This is a genomic window from Acidovorax sp. PRC11 (assembly GCF_031844105.1).
Taxonomy (GTDB): domain Bacteria; phylum Pseudomonadota; class Gammaproteobacteria; order Burkholderiales; family Burkholderiaceae_C; genus Paracidovorax.
Map to the genome: position 1 here is coordinate 72,176 of NZ_JAUZUQ010000015.1, position 15,103 is coordinate 87,278.

The window sequence follows — 15,103 nt, forward strand, 5'->3', positions numbered from 1 at the left end:
GCGCCGACGTGGCCGGCGCGATACCGCAATTTGTAGCACGGTCGTGCTTTTTATGGCTGTCCGGGGAGCGACACCCCGAGCTGTCCGCACAGGGCCGCGAGCGATCCGCGCAGCGCGGCCACCTCGGCCTCCAGTGCCCCCACCCGCTCGGCCAGCGCCGGGTCGGCGGTGCGCGCGGAGGAGGCCGTGGAAGCGGAGGCCGTGGCCTGGGCGGCCTGCGCGGCCATGTCGGCGGCGCTCAGGGGGCCGCAGAGCAGGTGCGTCCAGCGCGGTTCGCGGGCGCCCGGGGCGCGCGGCAGCAGGGCCACCAGGGGGCCTCCCTTTTCCTCGCTGCGCGACTGCAGCTCGTCGAGGAAGGCCTCCACCGAGGAGATGTCCGCGAAGCGGTGCCAGCGCTCGGCATTGATGCGCAGCTCGCCGGCGGTCTGCGGGCCGCGCAGCATCAACAGGCCGAGCAGGGCGGCCGACTGGTCGGGAACGCCCACCGCGCGCGGGAAGTTGTGCTCCCAGCGCGTGGTGCGCTGGCCGCCGATCTCCACCACCATGGCGCGGCGGCGCAGGCTGTCCAGCGCCTCCTGCACCTCGGCGTCCGACAGCGTGGTCACCGGATCGCGACTCGATTTCTGGTTGCAGCCCGTCACCACGGCGTTCAGCGTGAGCGGGTAGCTGTCGGGCACGGTGCGGGCCTTCTCCATGAGGGTGCCGAGCACGCGGGCTTCGGCGGCGTCGAGGGGTTGCAGGCGGGGATCGAAGGGCATGGTGGGTCCGGTCGTGGTGTAACGGGGCAGGAACGGGGGGAGGAGGGACGCGGCGATAATCCGCGCCCCATGAAGAACATCGTGATTTTGATCTCGGGCGGAGGCTCCAACATGGCAGCCATCGTGCGGGCCGCGCGCGCGCACGGCTGGGCGGCCCGCCATGGCGTGCGCGTGGCGGCCGTGCTGAGCAATCGGGCCGACGCGGCCGGCCTCGCCTGGGCGCGGCAGGAGGGCATCGCCACCGGGTCCGTGGACCACCGTGCCCATGCCTCGCGCGAGGCATTCGACGCCGCGCTGGCGGCCGAGATCGATGCGCACGACCCGGCCCTGGTGGTGCTCGCGGGCTTCATGCGCATCCTCACACCCGGGTTCGTGGCGCACTACGCGGGCCGGCTGGTCAACATCCATCCCTCCCTGCTGCCGGCCTTCCCCGGCCTGAACACCCACCAGCGCGCGATCGACGCCGGCTGCCGGGTGGCGGGCGCGACGGTGCACCTCGTCACGCCCGAACTGGACGCAGGCCCGATCCTGGCGCAGGGTGTGGTGCCCGTGCTGCCGGGCGACTCGGCGGAAGCGCTGGCCGCGCGCGTGCTGGCGCAGGAGCACTCCATCTACCCGGCCGCCGTGCTGCAGCTGCTGCTGGCGGGCGCCGGCCGTTGAGGTCGAACGCCGCCCTTGCGTCGCTCACAGCGTGGAGATGACCTTCTCGGCCCCGCTGCCTTCCAGCAGGTCCTGGGACACCAGCGCCTGGTGCGAATCCGTCGGATGGATCACGACGGCCCAGTGCCCGGCCCGCAGCGACGAGCGTACCTGCGAGATCAGCCGGATGTGGTCCGGGCGCAGCGTCACCAGCCCGCCCGCCAGCAGCCCGAAGGTGGTCGCGAAACCGACGATGGCGATGAAGGCCAGCAGCGGGCTGCTCGCCACCATGGGCTGGCCGCCGCGCAGCAGCCACGCGTAGAAGAGCACGCCCGCCACCGCACCGGCCAGGCCGGTCACGACATGCGAGCGGATCAGGGTGCGGAAGATGCCGGCCTGCTCGGGCTCCAGGCTGCGCGCGACCAGGTCGCGCCGGGACGCGCGCGCATCCTGCGGGCCCAGCAGCCGCACCTGCGTGCGCTGCATGCCGGGCAGCCGCAGCGCGCGGCCGACCATGGCGTCGGCCTGGTCGCGCTCGGTATAGATCCCGGCGACTTTGGTGAGCGATTTCTCGCCGAACATTCCCTGCAGCAGATGGTCCATGGTGGAGTTCCTCGTGTCGAAACGCCCGGGGGCGGGCAGACGGCGCGGGCGCTCGGGCTGCATCGGGAATGCGGGACGGAGCGCGGCGTCGCGAATGCCTCCAAGGTAAGGCGCGAGGGCGGGGCGGGGCTGTAGGACGCCGGCCGCGCGGATGACCGGCACGCGCCTTGCGCAGGGGAAGGAGAGGGGGCCCGCGGGTTGCGGGAAAAACCGGTCCCGGCGTGCGCGGCCAGGGGCGGGCGGCTCTTCCGTGGTGCGGCCGCACCCCGAGGGAAGGCCGCCGCAGGATGGCAGTTTCAGCCCGCGTCCGCCGCCTGACCGACGAACTCGAAGCGGGGCCGCTCCTGTCCGTCGATCGTCACCGTCTCCGCGAACATCGCCGCGGGCCGCACCCACAGGCCGCGTTCGCCGTAGAGCGCGCGGTACACCGTCATCGGCTCCAGCGTCTCGCTGTGCCGGGCGGTGCCGACCACGTCGTAGAGCATGCCCTTGTAGTGCCGGTACAGGCCGGGGGGCGTGGGAGGCAGGGGCGGCAATTCGCCGTCGGGATGGGAGGGGCTGTGCATGGCCGGATTGTGCGCCGGGCCGGCAGGGCATCGGCCGTGCGGGGCGCGTGGATGGGACAATCCCCCCATGCACCCGAAAGCCCTTCTGGACGCCTGCGCCGAACTCGTCAGGCTCACCCTCCAATTCGAACACCCCGCCGATGCGGTCGTGTCCCGCTATTTCCGGGACCACCGCTCGCTCGGTCCGCGCGAGCGGGCCACCCTCGCCGAAACCGCCTACACGGTGCTGCGCAAGAAGCTGCTGTTCGAGCAGCTCGCACGCTCCGGCTCCGGCCCGCGCGAGCGGCGCCTCGCCATCCTGGGCTTCCACGGTCCGCGCGACTTCCTCAAGAGCGCGCTCACCGATGCCGAGAAGCTCTGGCTCGACCAGTGCGACGCCGTGCCCGCGGCGGATCTGCTGGAGCCCCACCGCCACAACCTGCCCGAGTGGCTCGTGCAGCCGCTCAGGCGGCAGGTGGGCGACGGCTTCTGGGCCCTTGCCGAGAGCCTGGCCCAGCCGGCGCCGCTCGATCTGCGCGTCAACGACCTGAACGCCAAGCGCGCCGACGTGCAGAAGGAACTCGCCAAGGCCGGCATTCCCGCCGTGCCCACGCCGTACTCGCCCTGGGGCCTGCGCGTGGACGGCAAGCCGCCGCTCACCAGGCTGGACGCCTTCGTGCGCGGTGCCATCGAGGTGCAGGACGAAGGCTCCCAGCTCCTGGCGCTGCTGCTGCAGCCGCGCCGCGGCGAGATGGTGGTGGATTTCTGCGCGGGCGCGGGCGGCAAGACGCTCGCCATCGGCGCGGCCATGCGCAGCACCGGCCGGCTGTACGCGTTCGACGTGTCGGCGCACCGGCTCGACGCGCTCAAGCCCCGGCTGGCGCGCAGCGGCCTCTCCAACGTGCATCCCGCCGCGATCGCGCACGAGCGCGACGAGCGCATCAAGCGCCTGGCCGGCAAGATCGACCGCGTGCTGGTCGATGCACCCTGCTCCGGCCTGGGCACGCTGCGCCGCAATCCCGACCTGAAATGGCGCCAGTCGCCCCAGGCGGTGCAGGAACTGGTCGCCAAGCAGACCGCCATCCTGCAGAGCGCCGCGCGCCTGCTCAAGCCGGGCGGACGCCTGGTGTACGCCACCTGCAGCATCCTGCCCGAGGAAAACGAGGGTATTGCGGAGGCCTTCAGTGCGGCACATTCCGACTTCGTGGCGGAAGACGTGGGCGCGCTGCTGGAGCAGCTCAAGGTGCAGGATGCCGCATCGCTGTGCAGCGGCGGCGCGACGGGCACTGGCTATCTGCGCCTGTGGCCCCATCTCCACCAGACGGACGGCTTCTTCGCCGCCGTCTGGACCCGCAAGGGTTGAGCGCCCGGCCGCATCGGTAGTGCAGGAAAAGCCGCACGGCGTGCGGTTTCTATGCAACTTCCGCGCCCCATCGGCTTCTAAAATCCGCGAACTGCCCGTGCCTGGATGGTGCCGGGCAGCCTTCCATCGTCCGTCCGTTTCGCCAAAGGCTTTTCCATGCACCTTCCCGACTGGGCCGTTCTCCATGCCGTCATCGACTGGATGGCCCACGGCCTGCTGGACCTGTCGTGGTGGGAGATCGTGCTCTACACGCTCGTGACCACGCACATCACGATCGCCGCCGTGACGATCTTCCTGCACCGCGCCCAGGCCCACCGTTCGGTGGATCTCGGGCCCGTTCCCTCGCACTTCTTCCGCTTCTGGCTGTGGATCGGCACCGGCATGGTCACCAGGGAGTGGGTGGCGGTGCACCGCAAGCACCACGCCAAGTGCGAAACGGCGGACGATCCCCACAGCCCGCAGACGCGCGGGCTCGATACCGTGATGTGGCGCGGCGCCGAGCTCTACCGTTCCGAGGCCGCCAATGCCGAGACGATCGCCAAGTTCGGCCATGGCACGCCCGACGACTGGGTCGAGCGCAACGTCTACAGCCGCTTCGCCTGGCAGGGCGTGGGGCTGATGCTCATCCTGAACGTGCTGCTCTTCGGTGCCATCGGCGCGACCATCTGGGCCGTGCAGATGCTCTGGATCCCGTTCTGGGCCGCGGGCGTCGTCAACGGCATCGGCCATTTCTGGGGCTACCGCAACTTCGAGGCGCAGGACGCGAGCACCAACCTCGTGCCCTGGGGGCTGGTGATCGGTGGCGAGGAACTGCACAACAACCACCACACCTACCCCACCTCGGCCAAGTTCTCGGTCAAGCCCTACGAATTCGACATCGGCTGGGCCTACATCAGCATCATGCGCCGCCTGGGCTGGGCCACCGTGCGCAAGATGCCGCCCAAGCTGCGGCTCGGGGCCATCAAGCCCGTGGCGGACGAGAAGACGCTGGAGGCACTGATCGCCAACCGCTACGAGGTCATGGCCGGGTACGCACGCGGCGTGCGCCGGGCGTGCAAGGACGAGATCGCTGCGCTCAAGGCCCGCAACGCCGATGTATCGGTGCTGCGCACCGCGCGCCGCTGGCTGCACCGCGATGCCGAGAAGGTGCCCGCCCGCGCGCAGGAGCAGCTCGCCCGCGCCCGTGCGGCCCACCCCGTGCTCGACACCATGGTCACCATGCGCGAGGAACTGCGCCAGCTCTGGCTGAACACCTCGCACTCGCGCGAGCAGCTCACGGCCGATCTGCAGGCCTGGTGCCGCCGCGCCGAAGAGAGCGGTGTCGCCGCGCTGCGGGATTTCTCGCTGCGGCTGCGGGCCGCGCAGGCCTGAGTCGAGCTGAACTCATCGCGCCGTGGTGGCGTGGCTTCCTGCCGGCCGCCCACGGCCCGACGTGCCGGGCCTCGTCCCGCCACGCTCCTGCAGGGCGCGCGTCCCGCCGGCCAGCCGTTCCAGGCAGGCCCTGAACAGCCCTGCCAGCGGCGACAGCACGGGTGCCGGCTCCAGCAGCACGGCATGCGCCGTCGCGTGCCCAGGGTTGGACAGTTCCATCCACTCCGTGCCCGAACCTTCCGCACCCGTCCGGCATTGGCCGGCCTCCAGCCGTCCCAGGGGAGCGTGCGGAGCCAGCACCTGTCCCCACACGAGCGGGCCGGAGCGCAGGGCGAGGCATCCCTGTTCCACCACCAGCGAGGCGCCGGGCGGCAGGCAGACCAGCAGCGTCTGGCCAGGGCGCACCGAGAGGCGCGCGGATGCCGGCGATGGGGCGGCGGGGAGGGCGGAAGGGGCGTGGCGAGCGGCGTGCGGCATGGTTTTCTCCTCGGGACGGATGCTGCGGGACAGGGCTTCATCCTAGGAACAACCCGGATACGGCGGCAGGCACAGGCGGGCCGGCTGGCGAAGGGAACAGTGCGGGTTTTTCCGCCTCTGTTATGGTTCCCATGGGGCCTGTCTGTACCTGTGCGGCGGGGCGCCGCCGCGGCATGATGGCCGGCACCGCACCGCACCGCATTCCTCGCCTTCCGCGCCCCGGGCGCCCTCGCCATGACCGACTCCGTCGCTCCCTTCCCCCTGTCATCCGCGGCGCGGGCCGCGGGCCTGCCGCGCTACCGGCAGATCGCGGGCCTGTACGTGCAGGCCATCGCGGCGGGCAGCCTGCAGCCCGGCATGCGCCTGCCGTCGGTGCGCGAGTTGTGCCAGCGCCACGGCGTGAGCCTCACCACCGCGCTGCAGGTGCTGCGCCACCTGGAGGCCGAGGGCTTCGCGCAGGCGCGCGAGCGGGTGGGGTACTTCGCCGCCGTTCCCGGCCGCGTCGCCTCGCTGCCGGCGGCCCGCGAGCCCGAACTGCACGAACCGCTGCCGCCCGATCCGCACGTCTTCGCAGGCATCAACGAACGCATCTCCACCTTCCTGGAGAAAGCCCGGCGCGCGCCGTCCGCGCTCGACCTGGGCAGCGCCATGCCCGCGCCCGCGCTGTTCGATGCCGAGGCGCTCAACCGCCTCGCGGTCCGGCTGCTGCGCGAACAGCCCGACATCCTCGTGTACGGCCCCTCCGCCCCGTCCACGCATCCCGAATTCCAGCGCGCCATGGCGCACCATGCGCTCAGCTTCGGCCTGAGCCTCGCGCCCGAGGGCATCGGCGCCACCCACGGCAACTCGGAGGCCGTGAACCTCGCACTGGATGCGGTGGCCGAGCCCGGCGACGTGATCGCGGTCGAGTCGCCGACCTTCTTCGGCATCCTGCAGGCGATCGAGGTGCGCGGCCTGCGCGCCCTCGAGATTCCCTGCAGCCCCCATACCGGCATATCGATCGAGGCGCTGGAGCTTGCGGCCCGCAACGAGCCGCGGCTCAAGGCCGTGGTGGTGGTGCCGCACCTGCAGATGCCCCAGGGCAGCGTCATGCCGGACGCGCACAAGGAGCGCCTCGTCGCGCTCTGCGTGGAGCACGGCCTCGCCCTGATCGAGGACGACATCTACCGGGAGTTCGTCGAGTCGTCCCAGCCGATGCGCCCCGCCAAGGCCTGGGACCGTCCGGGCGACGCGGGGCAGGTGATCTACTGCGCCTCCCTCAGCAAGAGCTTCGCTCCCGGGCTGCGCCAGGGCTGGATGAGCGCCGGCCGCTGGAACGCGCGCGTGCAGATGATCAAGTTCGCCCGCACGCGGAACATGCAGACATGGTCGCAACTGCTCGCGGCCCGCACCGTGGGCTCGCCCGCCTACGAGCGGCACCTGCGCCGCATGCGCGCATCGCTCAAGGAGCAGCGCGAGCAGTCGGCCCGCGCGGTGGCCCGGTACTTCCCCGCAGGAACGCGCCTCAGCCTGCCGCCCGGCGGGATCAGCCTGTGGCTGGAACTGCCTGCGGGCCTGTCCTCGTCGCAGCTCTACGACGATGCGCTGGCGCGCGGCATCCGCGTGGCGCCCGGCCCGATGTTTTCCAACACCGGGCGCTACGAACGGTTCCTGCGCCTCAGTTGCGGCATGCCGTTCACACCGGCGGTGGAGGAGGGCTACCGCGTGCTGGGCGAGCTGCTGGCCGCCCAGTGCAGTGCCTTGCCGAAGGGGCGGGACGGAGGCCGTCGGGCTGCTGCCTGAGGCGGCATCCGGCGGCAGGGCGATGGCGGATCTTCCCGGGGGCCGTGCCCTGGGGCCTTCCGCAGCGCATCCCGCCGTGTGCGCACGACAAAAAGAAAAGCCGCCCTCGGTGGGGCGGCTTCTCGGGAAAGCGCTGGAAGCGGCTGGCGCCTTACTTCAGCTTCATTTCCTTGTACTCGACGTGCTTGCGAGCCTTGGGGTCGAACTTGATGATCAACATCTTTTCAGGCATCGTCTTCTTGTTCTTGGTGGTGGTGTAGAAGTGGCCGGTTCCTGCGGTGGATTCCAGCTTGATCTTGTCGCGTCCGCCTTTGGTTGCCATGGTGCTACTCCTTAAGCCTGGCCACGTGCACGCAGGTCGGCGAGCACGGAATCGATGCCGTTCTTGTCGATCAGACGCAGGGCGGCGCTGGAAACACGCAGGCGCACCCAGCGGTTTTCGCTCTCGACCCAGAAACGGCGGTATTGCAGGTTCGGGAGGAACCGGCGCTTGGTTTTGTTGTTGGCGTGGGAAACGTTGTTCCCGACCATGGGCTTCTTGCCCGTGACGTCGCAGACGCGTGCCATGAGGACACTCCGATTTTTCAATTACAGCCGCAGGACATGCACGCTCCGCTGGTAAATCGCGGAGCCTGTCCTCAAGCGGCCTCACCTCGCCAGAAAGGGTGGCGGTAACCCGGTTGGTATCTGCCGCGGCGCAGGGCCCGCCAAGATGGCGGTGCGCAAGATGCAGCAAAGCCGCGCATTATAGCGCGGCCTCCAAAGAAGTGTCCAGCCCGCAGGGCCACAGGCCCGGGCCGGCGGGGCGGACCGCTGTCAGATCACGCTTTCCTGCTCCAGGAAGCGCTGCGCGTCGAGCGCGGCCATGCAGCCGGTGCCGGCGCTGGTGATGGCCTGGCGGTACACGTGGTCCTGCACGTCGCCAGCCGCGAACACGCCGGGCACGCTGGTCTGCGTGGCGAAGCCCTTGAGGCCGCCCTGCGTCACGATGTAGCCGTTCTCCAGCGTCAGCTGGCCCTCGAAGATGCCGGTGTTGGGCGCATGGCCGATCGCGATGAAGCAGCCCTGCAGCGCGATGTCCTGCGTGCTGCCGTCCAGGGTGCTCTTGATGCGGATGCCCGTCACGCCGCTGTCGTTGCCCAGCACCTCGTCGAGGGTGTGGAACACCTTCAGCTCGATCTTGCCGGCGGCGACCTTCTCGTTGAGCTTGTCCACCAGGATGGGCTCGGCCTTGAACTTGTCGCGGCGGTGCACCAGCGTCACCTTGCGGGCGATGTTGGAGAGGTAGAGCGCCTCTTCCACGGCGGTGTTGCCGCCGCCCACCACGCAGACGTCCTGCTCGCGGTAGAAGAAGCCGTCGCAGGTCGCGCAGCCGGACACGCCGCGGCCCATGAACGCCTCTTCGGAAGGCAGCCCCAGGTACTTGGCGGAAGCGCCGGTGGCGATGATGAGCGAATCGCAGGTGTAGGTGCCGCTGTCGCCGGTGAGGGTGAACGGGCGCTTGGACAGATCCACCTGGTTGATGTGGTCGAACACCACCTGGGTCTTGAAGCGCTCCGCGTGCTCCAGGAAGCGCTGCATCAGCTCGGGGCCCTGCACGCCGTTCACGTCGGCCGGCCAATTGTCCACCTCGGTCGTGGTCATGAGCTGGCCACCCTGGGCGATGCCGGTGATCAGCACGGGGTTCAGGTTGGCGCGCGCGGCGTACACGGCGGCCGTGTAGCCGGCGGGGCCGGAGCCCAGGATCATGACTTTGGCGTGTTGCGTAGTGGACATGGTGAAAGGTAAGAGTTTGTGCGGCCGGGAGTCCGGCGCATACCGCACATGCGGTCAGTCCCACGAGTATCCACCCGCGGCCGACCCGCGCGGGCACGGGGTTTTCAATCGCCGCGATTGTAGGAAACAGTCGGAGACCGGGGCGATACCAGGGGCAGGCGCGGCCCCCGCGGCCAGGACGGCCGAGCAGGGCATCGGGTAAGCTTGCCGCGCTTCCACCTATGACGTACTCCCTCAACACCCTCAACGCTTCTTCCGGGGGCAGATCGGCGCCGCGCAGCATGGCGGCACGCTTCGGCCACGAGCTCGGCCTGGTGGTCGGGCTGCTGGCCCTCGTCTTCTGGCTGCTGGCCCTGGTCAGCTACTCCGCGCAGGACGCGGCCTGGTCCACCTCCGGCCTGCACGACAGCCGGATCATGGCGAACTGGGCCGGGCGCCTGGGCGCCTGGCTGGCCGACAGCAGCTACTTCGCGTTCGGCTTCTCCGTATGGTGGTGCGTGGCGGCCGGCGTGCGCGCCTGGATCGCCTCGCTCGCGCGCTGGATGCGCGGCGGCGAATCCGCGGCGTCCTCCCAGGGGCCGCTGGCGCGGCGGCTGATTTTCTGGGGCGGCCTCGCACTGCTGCTGTGCGCGAGCACGGCGCTGGAGTGGTCGCGCCTCTACCGGCTGGAGCCGCTGCTGCCGGGCCATGCGGGCGGCGTGCTGGGCTACCTCATCGGCCCGGCCGGCGTGAAGTGGCTGGGCTTCACCGGCTCGGGCCTCGTCGGCGTGATCGCCGTCGTCGCCGGCGCGGCGCTGGTATTCCGCTTTTCCTGGGGCCAGCTGGCCGAGCGCCTGGGCGGCCGCATCGACGGCCTGGTCCAGGTCGGCCGCGCGCGCCGCGAAAAGGCGATCGATCAGGCCGCCGGCAAGCGTGCCGCGCGCGAACGCGAGGAAGTGGTGCAGGAAGAGCGCCACGAGTTCCGCGAGCAGGCGCCGCAGCCCGTGCAGATCATCGAACCCGTGCTGGCCACCGAGGCGGCGCCGAGCGCCCGCGTGGTGAAGGAGCGCCAGAAGCCGCTCTTCCACGAAATGCCCGACAGCCGCCTGCCGCAGGTCGATCTGCTCGACGGCGCCCTGGCTCGCCAGGAGACGGTGGCGCCCGAGACGCTGGAGATGACCAGCCGCCTCATCGAGAAGAAGCTCAAGGACTTCGGCGTCGAGGTGCGCGTCGTGGCCGCCATGCCCGGCCCCGTGATCACGCGCTACGAAATCGAGCCCGCCACCGGCGTGAAGGGCTCGCAGATCGTCAATCTGGCGAAGGACCTGGCCCGCTCGCTGTCGCTGGTGTCGATCCGCGTGATCGAGACCATCCCCGGCAAGAACTTCATGGCGCTGGAGCTGCCCAACGCCAAGCGCCAGTCGATCCGCCTGTCCGAGATCCTCGGCTCGCAGGTCTACCACGAGGCCAAGAGCCTGCTCACCATGGGCCTGGGCAAGGACATCGTGGGCAACCCGGTGGTGGCCGACCTCGGCAAGATGCCGCACGTGCTGGTGGCCGGTACCACGGGCTCCGGCAAGTCGGTGGGGATCAACGCCATGATCCTCTCGCTGCTCTACAAGGCCGAGGCGCGCGACGTGCGCCTCTTGATGATCGACCCCAAGATGCTGGAAATGTCGGTCTACGAAGGCATTCCGCACCTGCTGGCGCCCGTGGTCACCGACATGAAGCAGGCCGCCCACGGCCTGAACTGGTGCGTGGCCGAGATGGAGCGCCGCTACAAGCTCATGTCGAAGCTGGGCGTGCGCAACCTCGCGGGCTACAACACCAAGATCGACGACGCCAAGGCGCGCGAGGAGTTCATCTACAACCCCTTCAGCCTCACGCCCGAAGAGCCCGAGCCGCTGGAGCGGCTGCCGCACATCGTGGTGATCATCGACGAGCTGGCCGACCTCATGATGGTGGTCGGCAAGAAGATCGAGGAGCTGATCGCCCGCCTGGCGCAGAAGGCGCGGGCCGCCGGCATCCACCTGGTCCTGGCCACGCAGCGCCCCAGCGTGGACGTGATCACCGGCCTGATCAAGGCCAACATCCCGACCCGCATCGCATTCTCGGTGGGCTCGAAGATCGACAGCCGGACCATCCTCGACCAGATGGGCGCCGAGGCGCTGCTCGGCATGGGCGACATGCTCTACATGGCGAGCGGCACCGGCCTGCCGATCCGCGTGCACGGCGCCTTCGTCTCCGACGACGAAGTCCACCGCGTGGTGAACTACCTCAAGAGCCAGGGCGAGCCCGACTACATCGAGGGCGTGCTGGAAGGCGGCACGGTCGACGGCGAGGACGGCGCGTTCGGCGAAGGCGGCGGGGGGGGTGAAGGCGGCGAGAAAGACCCCATGTACGATCAGGCGGTGGAGGTGGTGCTGAAGGACCGCAAGGCCAGCATCTCCTACGTCCAGCGCAAGCTGCGCATCGGCTACAACCGGTCCGCGCGCCTGCTGGAGGACATGGAGAAGGCCGGCCTCGTGAGCGCGCTCACGGCCAGCGGCCAGCGCGAAGTGCTGGTGCCCCACCGCGGTGAATGACTGACCCCGCCGGCTCGCCCGGAGCCTCGACGACAAGGATGGATGCACGCATGAAGACACGTTGGTGGGCCATGGCCCTGATCGCCGCCGCCGCGCAGAGCGCCTGGGCGGACGGGCTCACGAGCCTGGAGGCCTTCATGAAGGGCGCCCAGGCCGGGCGCGCGGACTTCACCCAGACGGTGACCTCGCCCCCGAGGGACGGGCAGGCCGCGCGCACCAAGACCTCCAGCGGCACCTTCGAATACCAGCGTCCCGGCCGCTTCCGCTTCGCCTATTCCAGGCCGTTCGCGCAGACCATCGTCGCCGACGGCAAGACGCTCTGGCTCTACGACGCCGACCTGAACCAGGTCACCCAGCGCGCGCAGTCCCAGGCGCTCGGCACCACGCCCGCCGCGCTGCTCGCCTCCGCACCCGACCTGCAGGCACTGCGCAAGGATTTCACGCTCGAATCGGCACCCGACCAGGACGGCCTGCAGTGGGTGCTCGCCACCCCGAAGACGAAGGACGGCCAGCTCAAGAGCGTGCGCGTGGGCTTTCAGGGCGAGCAGCTCGCGGCCCTGGACATCCTCGACAGCTTCGGCCAGCGCTCGCTGATCCGCTTCAGCAACGTGCAGTCCAGCGCCTCCCTGCCGGCCTCCACTTTTGAATTCAAGCCTCCGCAGGGCGCGGACGTGGTGCGCCAGTAAGCCCGGCGGCCTTCGCGGCCGTTCCCCGGCGCCGTCCGATTCCGAGGCCGTCAGATCCAGAGCAGTGCCAGCCCCAGCACTGCCGGTACCGACTGGATGAAGAGGATCTTGCGGGACGCGGTGGCCGCGCCGTAGAGGCCCGCCACCAGCACGCACAGCAGGAAGAACGTCATGACTGCGCGGCCCTGCGGGCCGCCCAGCCACAGCCCCCAGAACAGACCCGCCGCCAGGAAGCCGTTGTAGAGCCCCTGGTTGGCTGCCAGCACTTTCGTCGCCGCCGCGCGCTCCGGGGTGTTGCCGAACGCGCGCAGGCCCGCGGGCTTCTCCCACAGGAACATCTCCAGCACGAGGATGTAGACGTGCAGCAGCCCGATCAGGGCGACGACGGCGTGGGCGGCGAAGGACATGGAGGGCTCCGGTGGATGAATGGGGGGTGGCACGCTCGGCGGTGCGGCCCGGCTGGCGCGCATTGTGCGCCCGTCTTCAGCGCGCCAGCGCCTCGGCCACGTGGTGCCGCAGCGCGGGCAGCACCTCCGCCGCGAACCAGGGGTTGTGCTTCAGCCAGCCGTTGTTGCGCGGGCTGGGGTGGGGCAGCAGCCAGAGCCGCGGCGCGTCCTGGCGCCAGCCGCGCACCGCGTCCGTGAGCGGACCGGCCGGCGCCGCGCCGTGCCGGTGCCACGCCAGCGCATGGGCGCCCAGCACGATCGTGAGCGCGATGCCGGGCAGGGCGTCCAGCAGCGGCTGCCGCCACCGGGCCGCGCATTCGGGCCGCGGCGGCAGGTCGCCCGAACGGCCCGTGCCGGGGTAGCAGAAACCCATCGGGAGGATCGCGATGCGCCCGGCGTCGTAGAACGTGTCCCGGTCCACGCCCATCCAGTCGCGCAGCCGCTCGCCGCTCGCGTCGTCGAAGGGGATGCCGCTGGCGTGCACCTTGCGCCCCGGCGCCTGCCCCGCGACGAGGATCCGCGCCCCGGCGGCGGCCTGCAGCACCGGCCGCGGCCCGTGCGGCAAGCTGGCGGTGCAGAGGGTGCAGCCCCGCACGTCGCGGAGCAGGGCGGGCAGGTCGGTCATGGAAGCAAGCGGGAAAGACGGATCGGTGGGAATGGGTGGGGCGGAGTCCCCGGGTTGGTGCAGGATAGCGGCTGCAGGAATAATGGGTGCGGCTTCCCACTCCCGCCGCATTGCATTCCCCGCCCATGGCCGATCTCTTCTCCACCGCCCCCGCCGCCCCCCTGGCCGAAGCCCTGCGCCCCGCCAGCCTGGACGAGGTGATCGGGCAATCGCATCTCATCGGGCCGGGCAAGCCGCTGCGGCTGGCCTTCGAATCCGGCAAGCCGCACTCGATGATCCTCTGGGGCCCGCCCGGCGTGGGCAAGACCACGCTGGCGCGGCTCACGGCGCGCGCCTTCGGCTACGAGTTCATCGCGCTCTCGGCCGTGTTCTCGGGCGTGAAGGAGATCCGCGCCTCGATGGAGCAGGCCGAGCACAACCTGGCCCTGGGCAAGAAGACGATCCTGTTCGTGGACGAGATCCACCGCTTCAACAAGAGCCAGCAGGACGGCCTGCTGCCGTTCGTCGAGTCGGGGCTGGTGACCTTCGTCGGCGCCACCACCGAGAACCCGTCCTTCGAAGTCAACTCCGCGCTGCTCTCCCGGGCCCAGGTCTACGTGCTGCAGGCGCTGGACGACGACGAGCTCCGGCAGCTCGTGCGGCGCGCGCAGTCCGAAGTGCTGACGCACCTGGTGCTGGACGACGGGGCCGTCGATACCCTCGTGGGCTATGCCGACGGCGACGCCCGGCGGCTGCTCAATCTCGTGGAGCAGACCGATACCGCGGCGCGCGCGGCCGGCGTCGGGCGGGTGGACGCGGCCTTCCTGCAGAACGCGCTCACGCTCAACGCGCGGCGCTTCGACAAGGGCGGAGACAACTTCTACGACCAGATCTCGGCCCTGCACAAGTCGGTGCGCGGCTCGCACCCGGACGCGGCGCTCTACTGGTTCTGCCGCATGCTCGACGGTGGTGCGGATGCCAAGTACCTCTCGCGCCGCATCGTGCGCATGGCCTGGGAGGACATCGGCCTGGCCGATCCGCGGGCGCTGCAGATCGCCAACGATGCCGCCACCACGTTCGAGCGCCTGGGCTCTCCCGAGGGCGAGCTGGCGCTCGCGCAGGCCGTGCTGTATCTGGCCGCGGCGCCCAAGAGCAACGCCGGCTACATGGCGTTCAACCAGGCCCGCGCCCACATCCGCAAGGACAAGTCCCGCGAGGTGCCCGTGCACCTGCGAAACGCGCCGACCAAGCTCATGAAGGAGCTGGGCCACGGGAAAGCCTACCGCTATGCCCACGACGAGCCGGGAGGGTACGCCGCCGGGGAGACCTACCTGCCCGAGGGCATGGCGGAGCCGGGCTGGTACGCGCCCGTGCCGCGCGGGCTCGAGGCGAAGATCTCCGAAAAGCTCGCCCACCTGCGCCAACTCGACGAGGCGGCCCGCCAGGGCGGGGCGGCGCCACCCGAGGCGCCACCCGAAGCCGGCTGACG

Annotated in this window: 16 protein-coding genes; 7 read left to right on the top strand and 9 right to left on the bottom strand. The window is 70.5% G+C overall.

The genetic code is table 11. The features are described from left to right. Positions 1–50: 50 nt before the first annotated feature. Positions 51–758, bottom strand: coding sequence for a YceH family protein (locus Q9R47_RS17070; protein WP_311234381.1), 708 nt, complete (start codon positions 756–758; stop codon positions 51–53). 69 nt (positions 759–827) lie between these two features. On the opposite strand from Q9R47_RS17070, the gene purN reads away from it, so the two are divergent. Next, positions 828–1,418 (top strand): phosphoribosylglycinamide formyltransferase, encoded by a 591-nt coding sequence (gene purN / locus Q9R47_RS17075; RefSeq protein WP_311234382.1) that lies wholly within the window; start codon positions 828–830, stop codon positions 1,416–1,418. 24 nt (positions 1,419–1,442) lie between these two features. Here the strand turns inward: purN and Q9R47_RS17080 are convergent, their stop codons facing one another. Both Q9R47_RS17080 and Q9R47_RS17085 read right to left on the bottom strand, forming a co-directional pair. After that, positions 1,443–2,000 (bottom strand): hypothetical protein, encoded by a 558-nt coding sequence (locus tag Q9R47_RS17080; RefSeq protein WP_311234383.1) that lies wholly within the window; start codon positions 1,998–2,000, stop codon positions 1,443–1,445. A 296-nt stretch (positions 2,001–2,296) separates the two neighbouring features. Further along, positions 2,297–2,566, bottom strand: coding sequence for a DUF1653 domain-containing protein (locus Q9R47_RS17085; RefSeq protein WP_311234384.1), 270 nt, complete (start codon positions 2,564–2,566; stop codon positions 2,297–2,299). Positions 2,567–2,633: 67 nt separating this feature from the next. Here Q9R47_RS17085 and Q9R47_RS17090 point away from each other — a divergent pair, with 67 nt between their 5' ends. After that, complete coding sequence (locus Q9R47_RS17090) at positions 2,634–3,908, top strand: RsmB/NOP family class I SAM-dependent RNA methyltransferase (RefSeq protein ID WP_311234385.1); 1,275 nt, start codon at positions 2,634–2,636, stop codon at positions 3,906–3,908. 156 nt (positions 3,909–4,064) lie between these two features. Continuing rightward, a complete protein-coding gene (locus Q9R47_RS17095) occupies positions 4,065–5,279 on the top strand; it encodes a fatty acid desaturase (RefSeq protein WP_311234386.1) in 1,215 nt (404 codons plus the stop codon). A gap of 12 nt (positions 5,280–5,291) precedes the next feature. Here the strand turns inward: Q9R47_RS17095 and Q9R47_RS17100 are convergent, their stop codons facing one another. Next, positions 5,292–5,756 (bottom strand): hypothetical protein, encoded by a 465-nt coding sequence (locus Q9R47_RS17100; RefSeq protein WP_311234387.1) that lies wholly within the window; start codon positions 5,754–5,756, stop codon positions 5,292–5,294. A 234-nt stretch (positions 5,757–5,990) separates the two neighbouring features. Between Q9R47_RS17100 and Q9R47_RS17105 the strand changes: the two genes are divergently transcribed. Beyond that, positions 5,991–7,538 (top strand): PLP-dependent aminotransferase family protein, encoded by a 1,548-nt coding sequence (locus Q9R47_RS17105; RefSeq protein WP_311234388.1) that lies wholly within the window; start codon positions 5,991–5,993, stop codon positions 7,536–7,538. Between the two features lie 151 nt (positions 7,539–7,689). On the opposite strand, the gene rpmG is transcribed toward Q9R47_RS17105, so the two are convergent. From rpmG to trxB, 3 genes are all read right to left on the bottom strand, one after another. After that, entirely contained in the window at positions 7,690–7,860 is a 171-nt protein-coding gene (rpmG, locus tag Q9R47_RS17110; protein WP_092954775.1) for a 50S ribosomal protein L33, read from the bottom strand. Between the two features lie 11 nt (positions 7,861–7,871). Continuing rightward, positions 7,872–8,105, bottom strand: coding sequence for a 50S ribosomal protein L28 (gene rpmB, locus Q9R47_RS17115; RefSeq protein ID WP_005797187.1), 234 nt, complete (start codon positions 8,103–8,105; stop codon positions 7,872–7,874). Between the two features lie 249 nt (positions 8,106–8,354). Beyond that, positions 8,355–9,314: a thioredoxin-disulfide reductase gene (gene trxB, locus Q9R47_RS17120; protein ID WP_311234389.1), complete on the bottom strand. Its 960-nt coding sequence runs from the start codon at positions 9,312–9,314 to the stop codon at positions 8,355–8,357. Between the two features lie 221 nt (positions 9,315–9,535). On the opposite strand from trxB, the gene Q9R47_RS17125 reads away from it, so the two are divergent. Together Q9R47_RS17125 and lolA are read left to right on the top strand one after the other, a co-directional pair. Then, positions 9,536–11,878, top strand: a complete 2,343-nt coding sequence (locus tag Q9R47_RS17125) for a DNA translocase FtsK 4TM domain-containing protein (protein WP_311234390.1) — start codon at positions 9,536–9,538, stop codon at positions 11,876–11,878. A gap of 50 nt (positions 11,879–11,928) precedes the next feature. Further along, positions 11,929–12,564, top strand: a complete 636-nt coding sequence (lolA, locus tag Q9R47_RS17130; protein WP_311234391.1) for an outer membrane lipoprotein chaperone LolA — start codon at positions 11,929–11,931, stop codon at positions 12,562–12,564. A gap of 50 nt (positions 12,565–12,614) precedes the next feature. Here lolA and Q9R47_RS17135 read toward each other — a convergent pair whose 3' ends face one another. Together Q9R47_RS17135 and Q9R47_RS17140 are read right to left on the bottom strand one after the other, a co-directional pair. Beyond that, positions 12,615–12,971 carry a DUF1304 domain-containing protein gene (locus Q9R47_RS17135; RefSeq protein WP_311234392.1) on the bottom strand — a complete coding sequence of 119 codons (357 nt, stop codon included), beginning with the start codon at positions 12,969–12,971 and terminating at the stop codon, positions 12,615–12,617. A gap of 76 nt (positions 12,972–13,047) precedes the next feature. After that, positions 13,048–13,635: a uracil-DNA glycosylase family protein gene (locus Q9R47_RS17140; protein WP_311234393.1), complete on the bottom strand. Its 588-nt coding sequence runs from the start codon at positions 13,633–13,635 to the stop codon at positions 13,048–13,050. A 125-nt stretch (positions 13,636–13,760) separates the two neighbouring features. On the opposite strand from Q9R47_RS17140, the gene Q9R47_RS17145 reads away from it, so the two are divergent. Continuing rightward, positions 13,761–15,101: a replication-associated recombination protein A gene (locus Q9R47_RS17145; RefSeq protein WP_311234394.1), complete on the top strand. Its 1,341-nt coding sequence runs from the start codon at positions 13,761–13,763 to the stop codon at positions 15,099–15,101. Positions 15,102–15,103 lie beyond the last annotated feature (2 nt).

Coding starts and splice junctions, on each gene's coding strand:
- Q9R47_RS17070 (WP_311234381.1), bottom strand. CDS start 758: ATGCCCTTCGATCCCCGCCTGCAACCCCTCGACGCCGCCGAAGCCCGC.
- purN (WP_311234382.1), top strand. CDS start 828: ATGAAGAACATCGTGATTTTGATCTCGGGCGGAGGCTCCAACATGGCA.
- Q9R47_RS17080 (WP_311234383.1), bottom strand. CDS start 2,000: ATGGACCATCTGCTGCAGGGAATGTTCGGCGAGAAATCGCTCACCAAA.
- Q9R47_RS17085 (WP_311234384.1), bottom strand. CDS start 2,566: ATGCACAGCCCCTCCCATCCCGACGGCGAATTGCCGCCCCTGCCTCCC.
- Q9R47_RS17090 (WP_311234385.1), top strand. CDS start 2,634: ATGCACCCGAAAGCCCTTCTGGACGCCTGCGCCGAACTCGTCAGGCTC.
- Q9R47_RS17095 (WP_311234386.1), top strand. CDS start 4,065: ATGCACCTTCCCGACTGGGCCGTTCTCCATGCCGTCATCGACTGGATG.
- Q9R47_RS17100 (WP_311234387.1), bottom strand. CDS start 5,756: ATGCCGCACGCCGCTCGCCACGCCCCTTCCGCCCTCCCCGCCGCCCCA.
- Q9R47_RS17105 (WP_311234388.1), top strand. CDS start 5,991: ATGACCGACTCCGTCGCTCCCTTCCCCCTGTCATCCGCGGCGCGGGCC.
- rpmG (WP_092954775.1), bottom strand. CDS start 7,860: ATGGCAACCAAAGGCGGACGCGACAAGATCAAGCTGGAATCCACCGCA.
- rpmB (WP_005797187.1), bottom strand. CDS start 8,105: ATGGCACGCGTCTGCGACGTCACGGGCAAGAAGCCCATGGTCGGGAAC.
- trxB (WP_311234389.1), bottom strand. CDS start 9,314: ATGTCCACTACGCAACACGCCAAAGTCATGATCCTGGGCTCCGGCCCC.
- Q9R47_RS17125 (WP_311234390.1), top strand. CDS start 9,536: ATGACGTACTCCCTCAACACCCTCAACGCTTCTTCCGGGGGCAGATCG.
- lolA (WP_311234391.1), top strand. CDS start 11,929: ATGAAGACACGTTGGTGGGCCATGGCCCTGATCGCCGCCGCCGCGCAG.
- Q9R47_RS17135 (WP_311234392.1), bottom strand. CDS start 12,971: ATGTCCTTCGCCGCCCACGCCGTCGTCGCCCTGATCGGGCTGCTGCAC.
- Q9R47_RS17140 (WP_311234393.1), bottom strand. CDS start 13,635: ATGACCGACCTGCCCGCCCTGCTCCGCGACGTGCGGGGCTGCACCCTC.
- Q9R47_RS17145 (WP_311234394.1), top strand. CDS start 13,761: ATGGCCGATCTCTTCTCCACCGCCCCCGCCGCCCCCCTGGCCGAAGCC.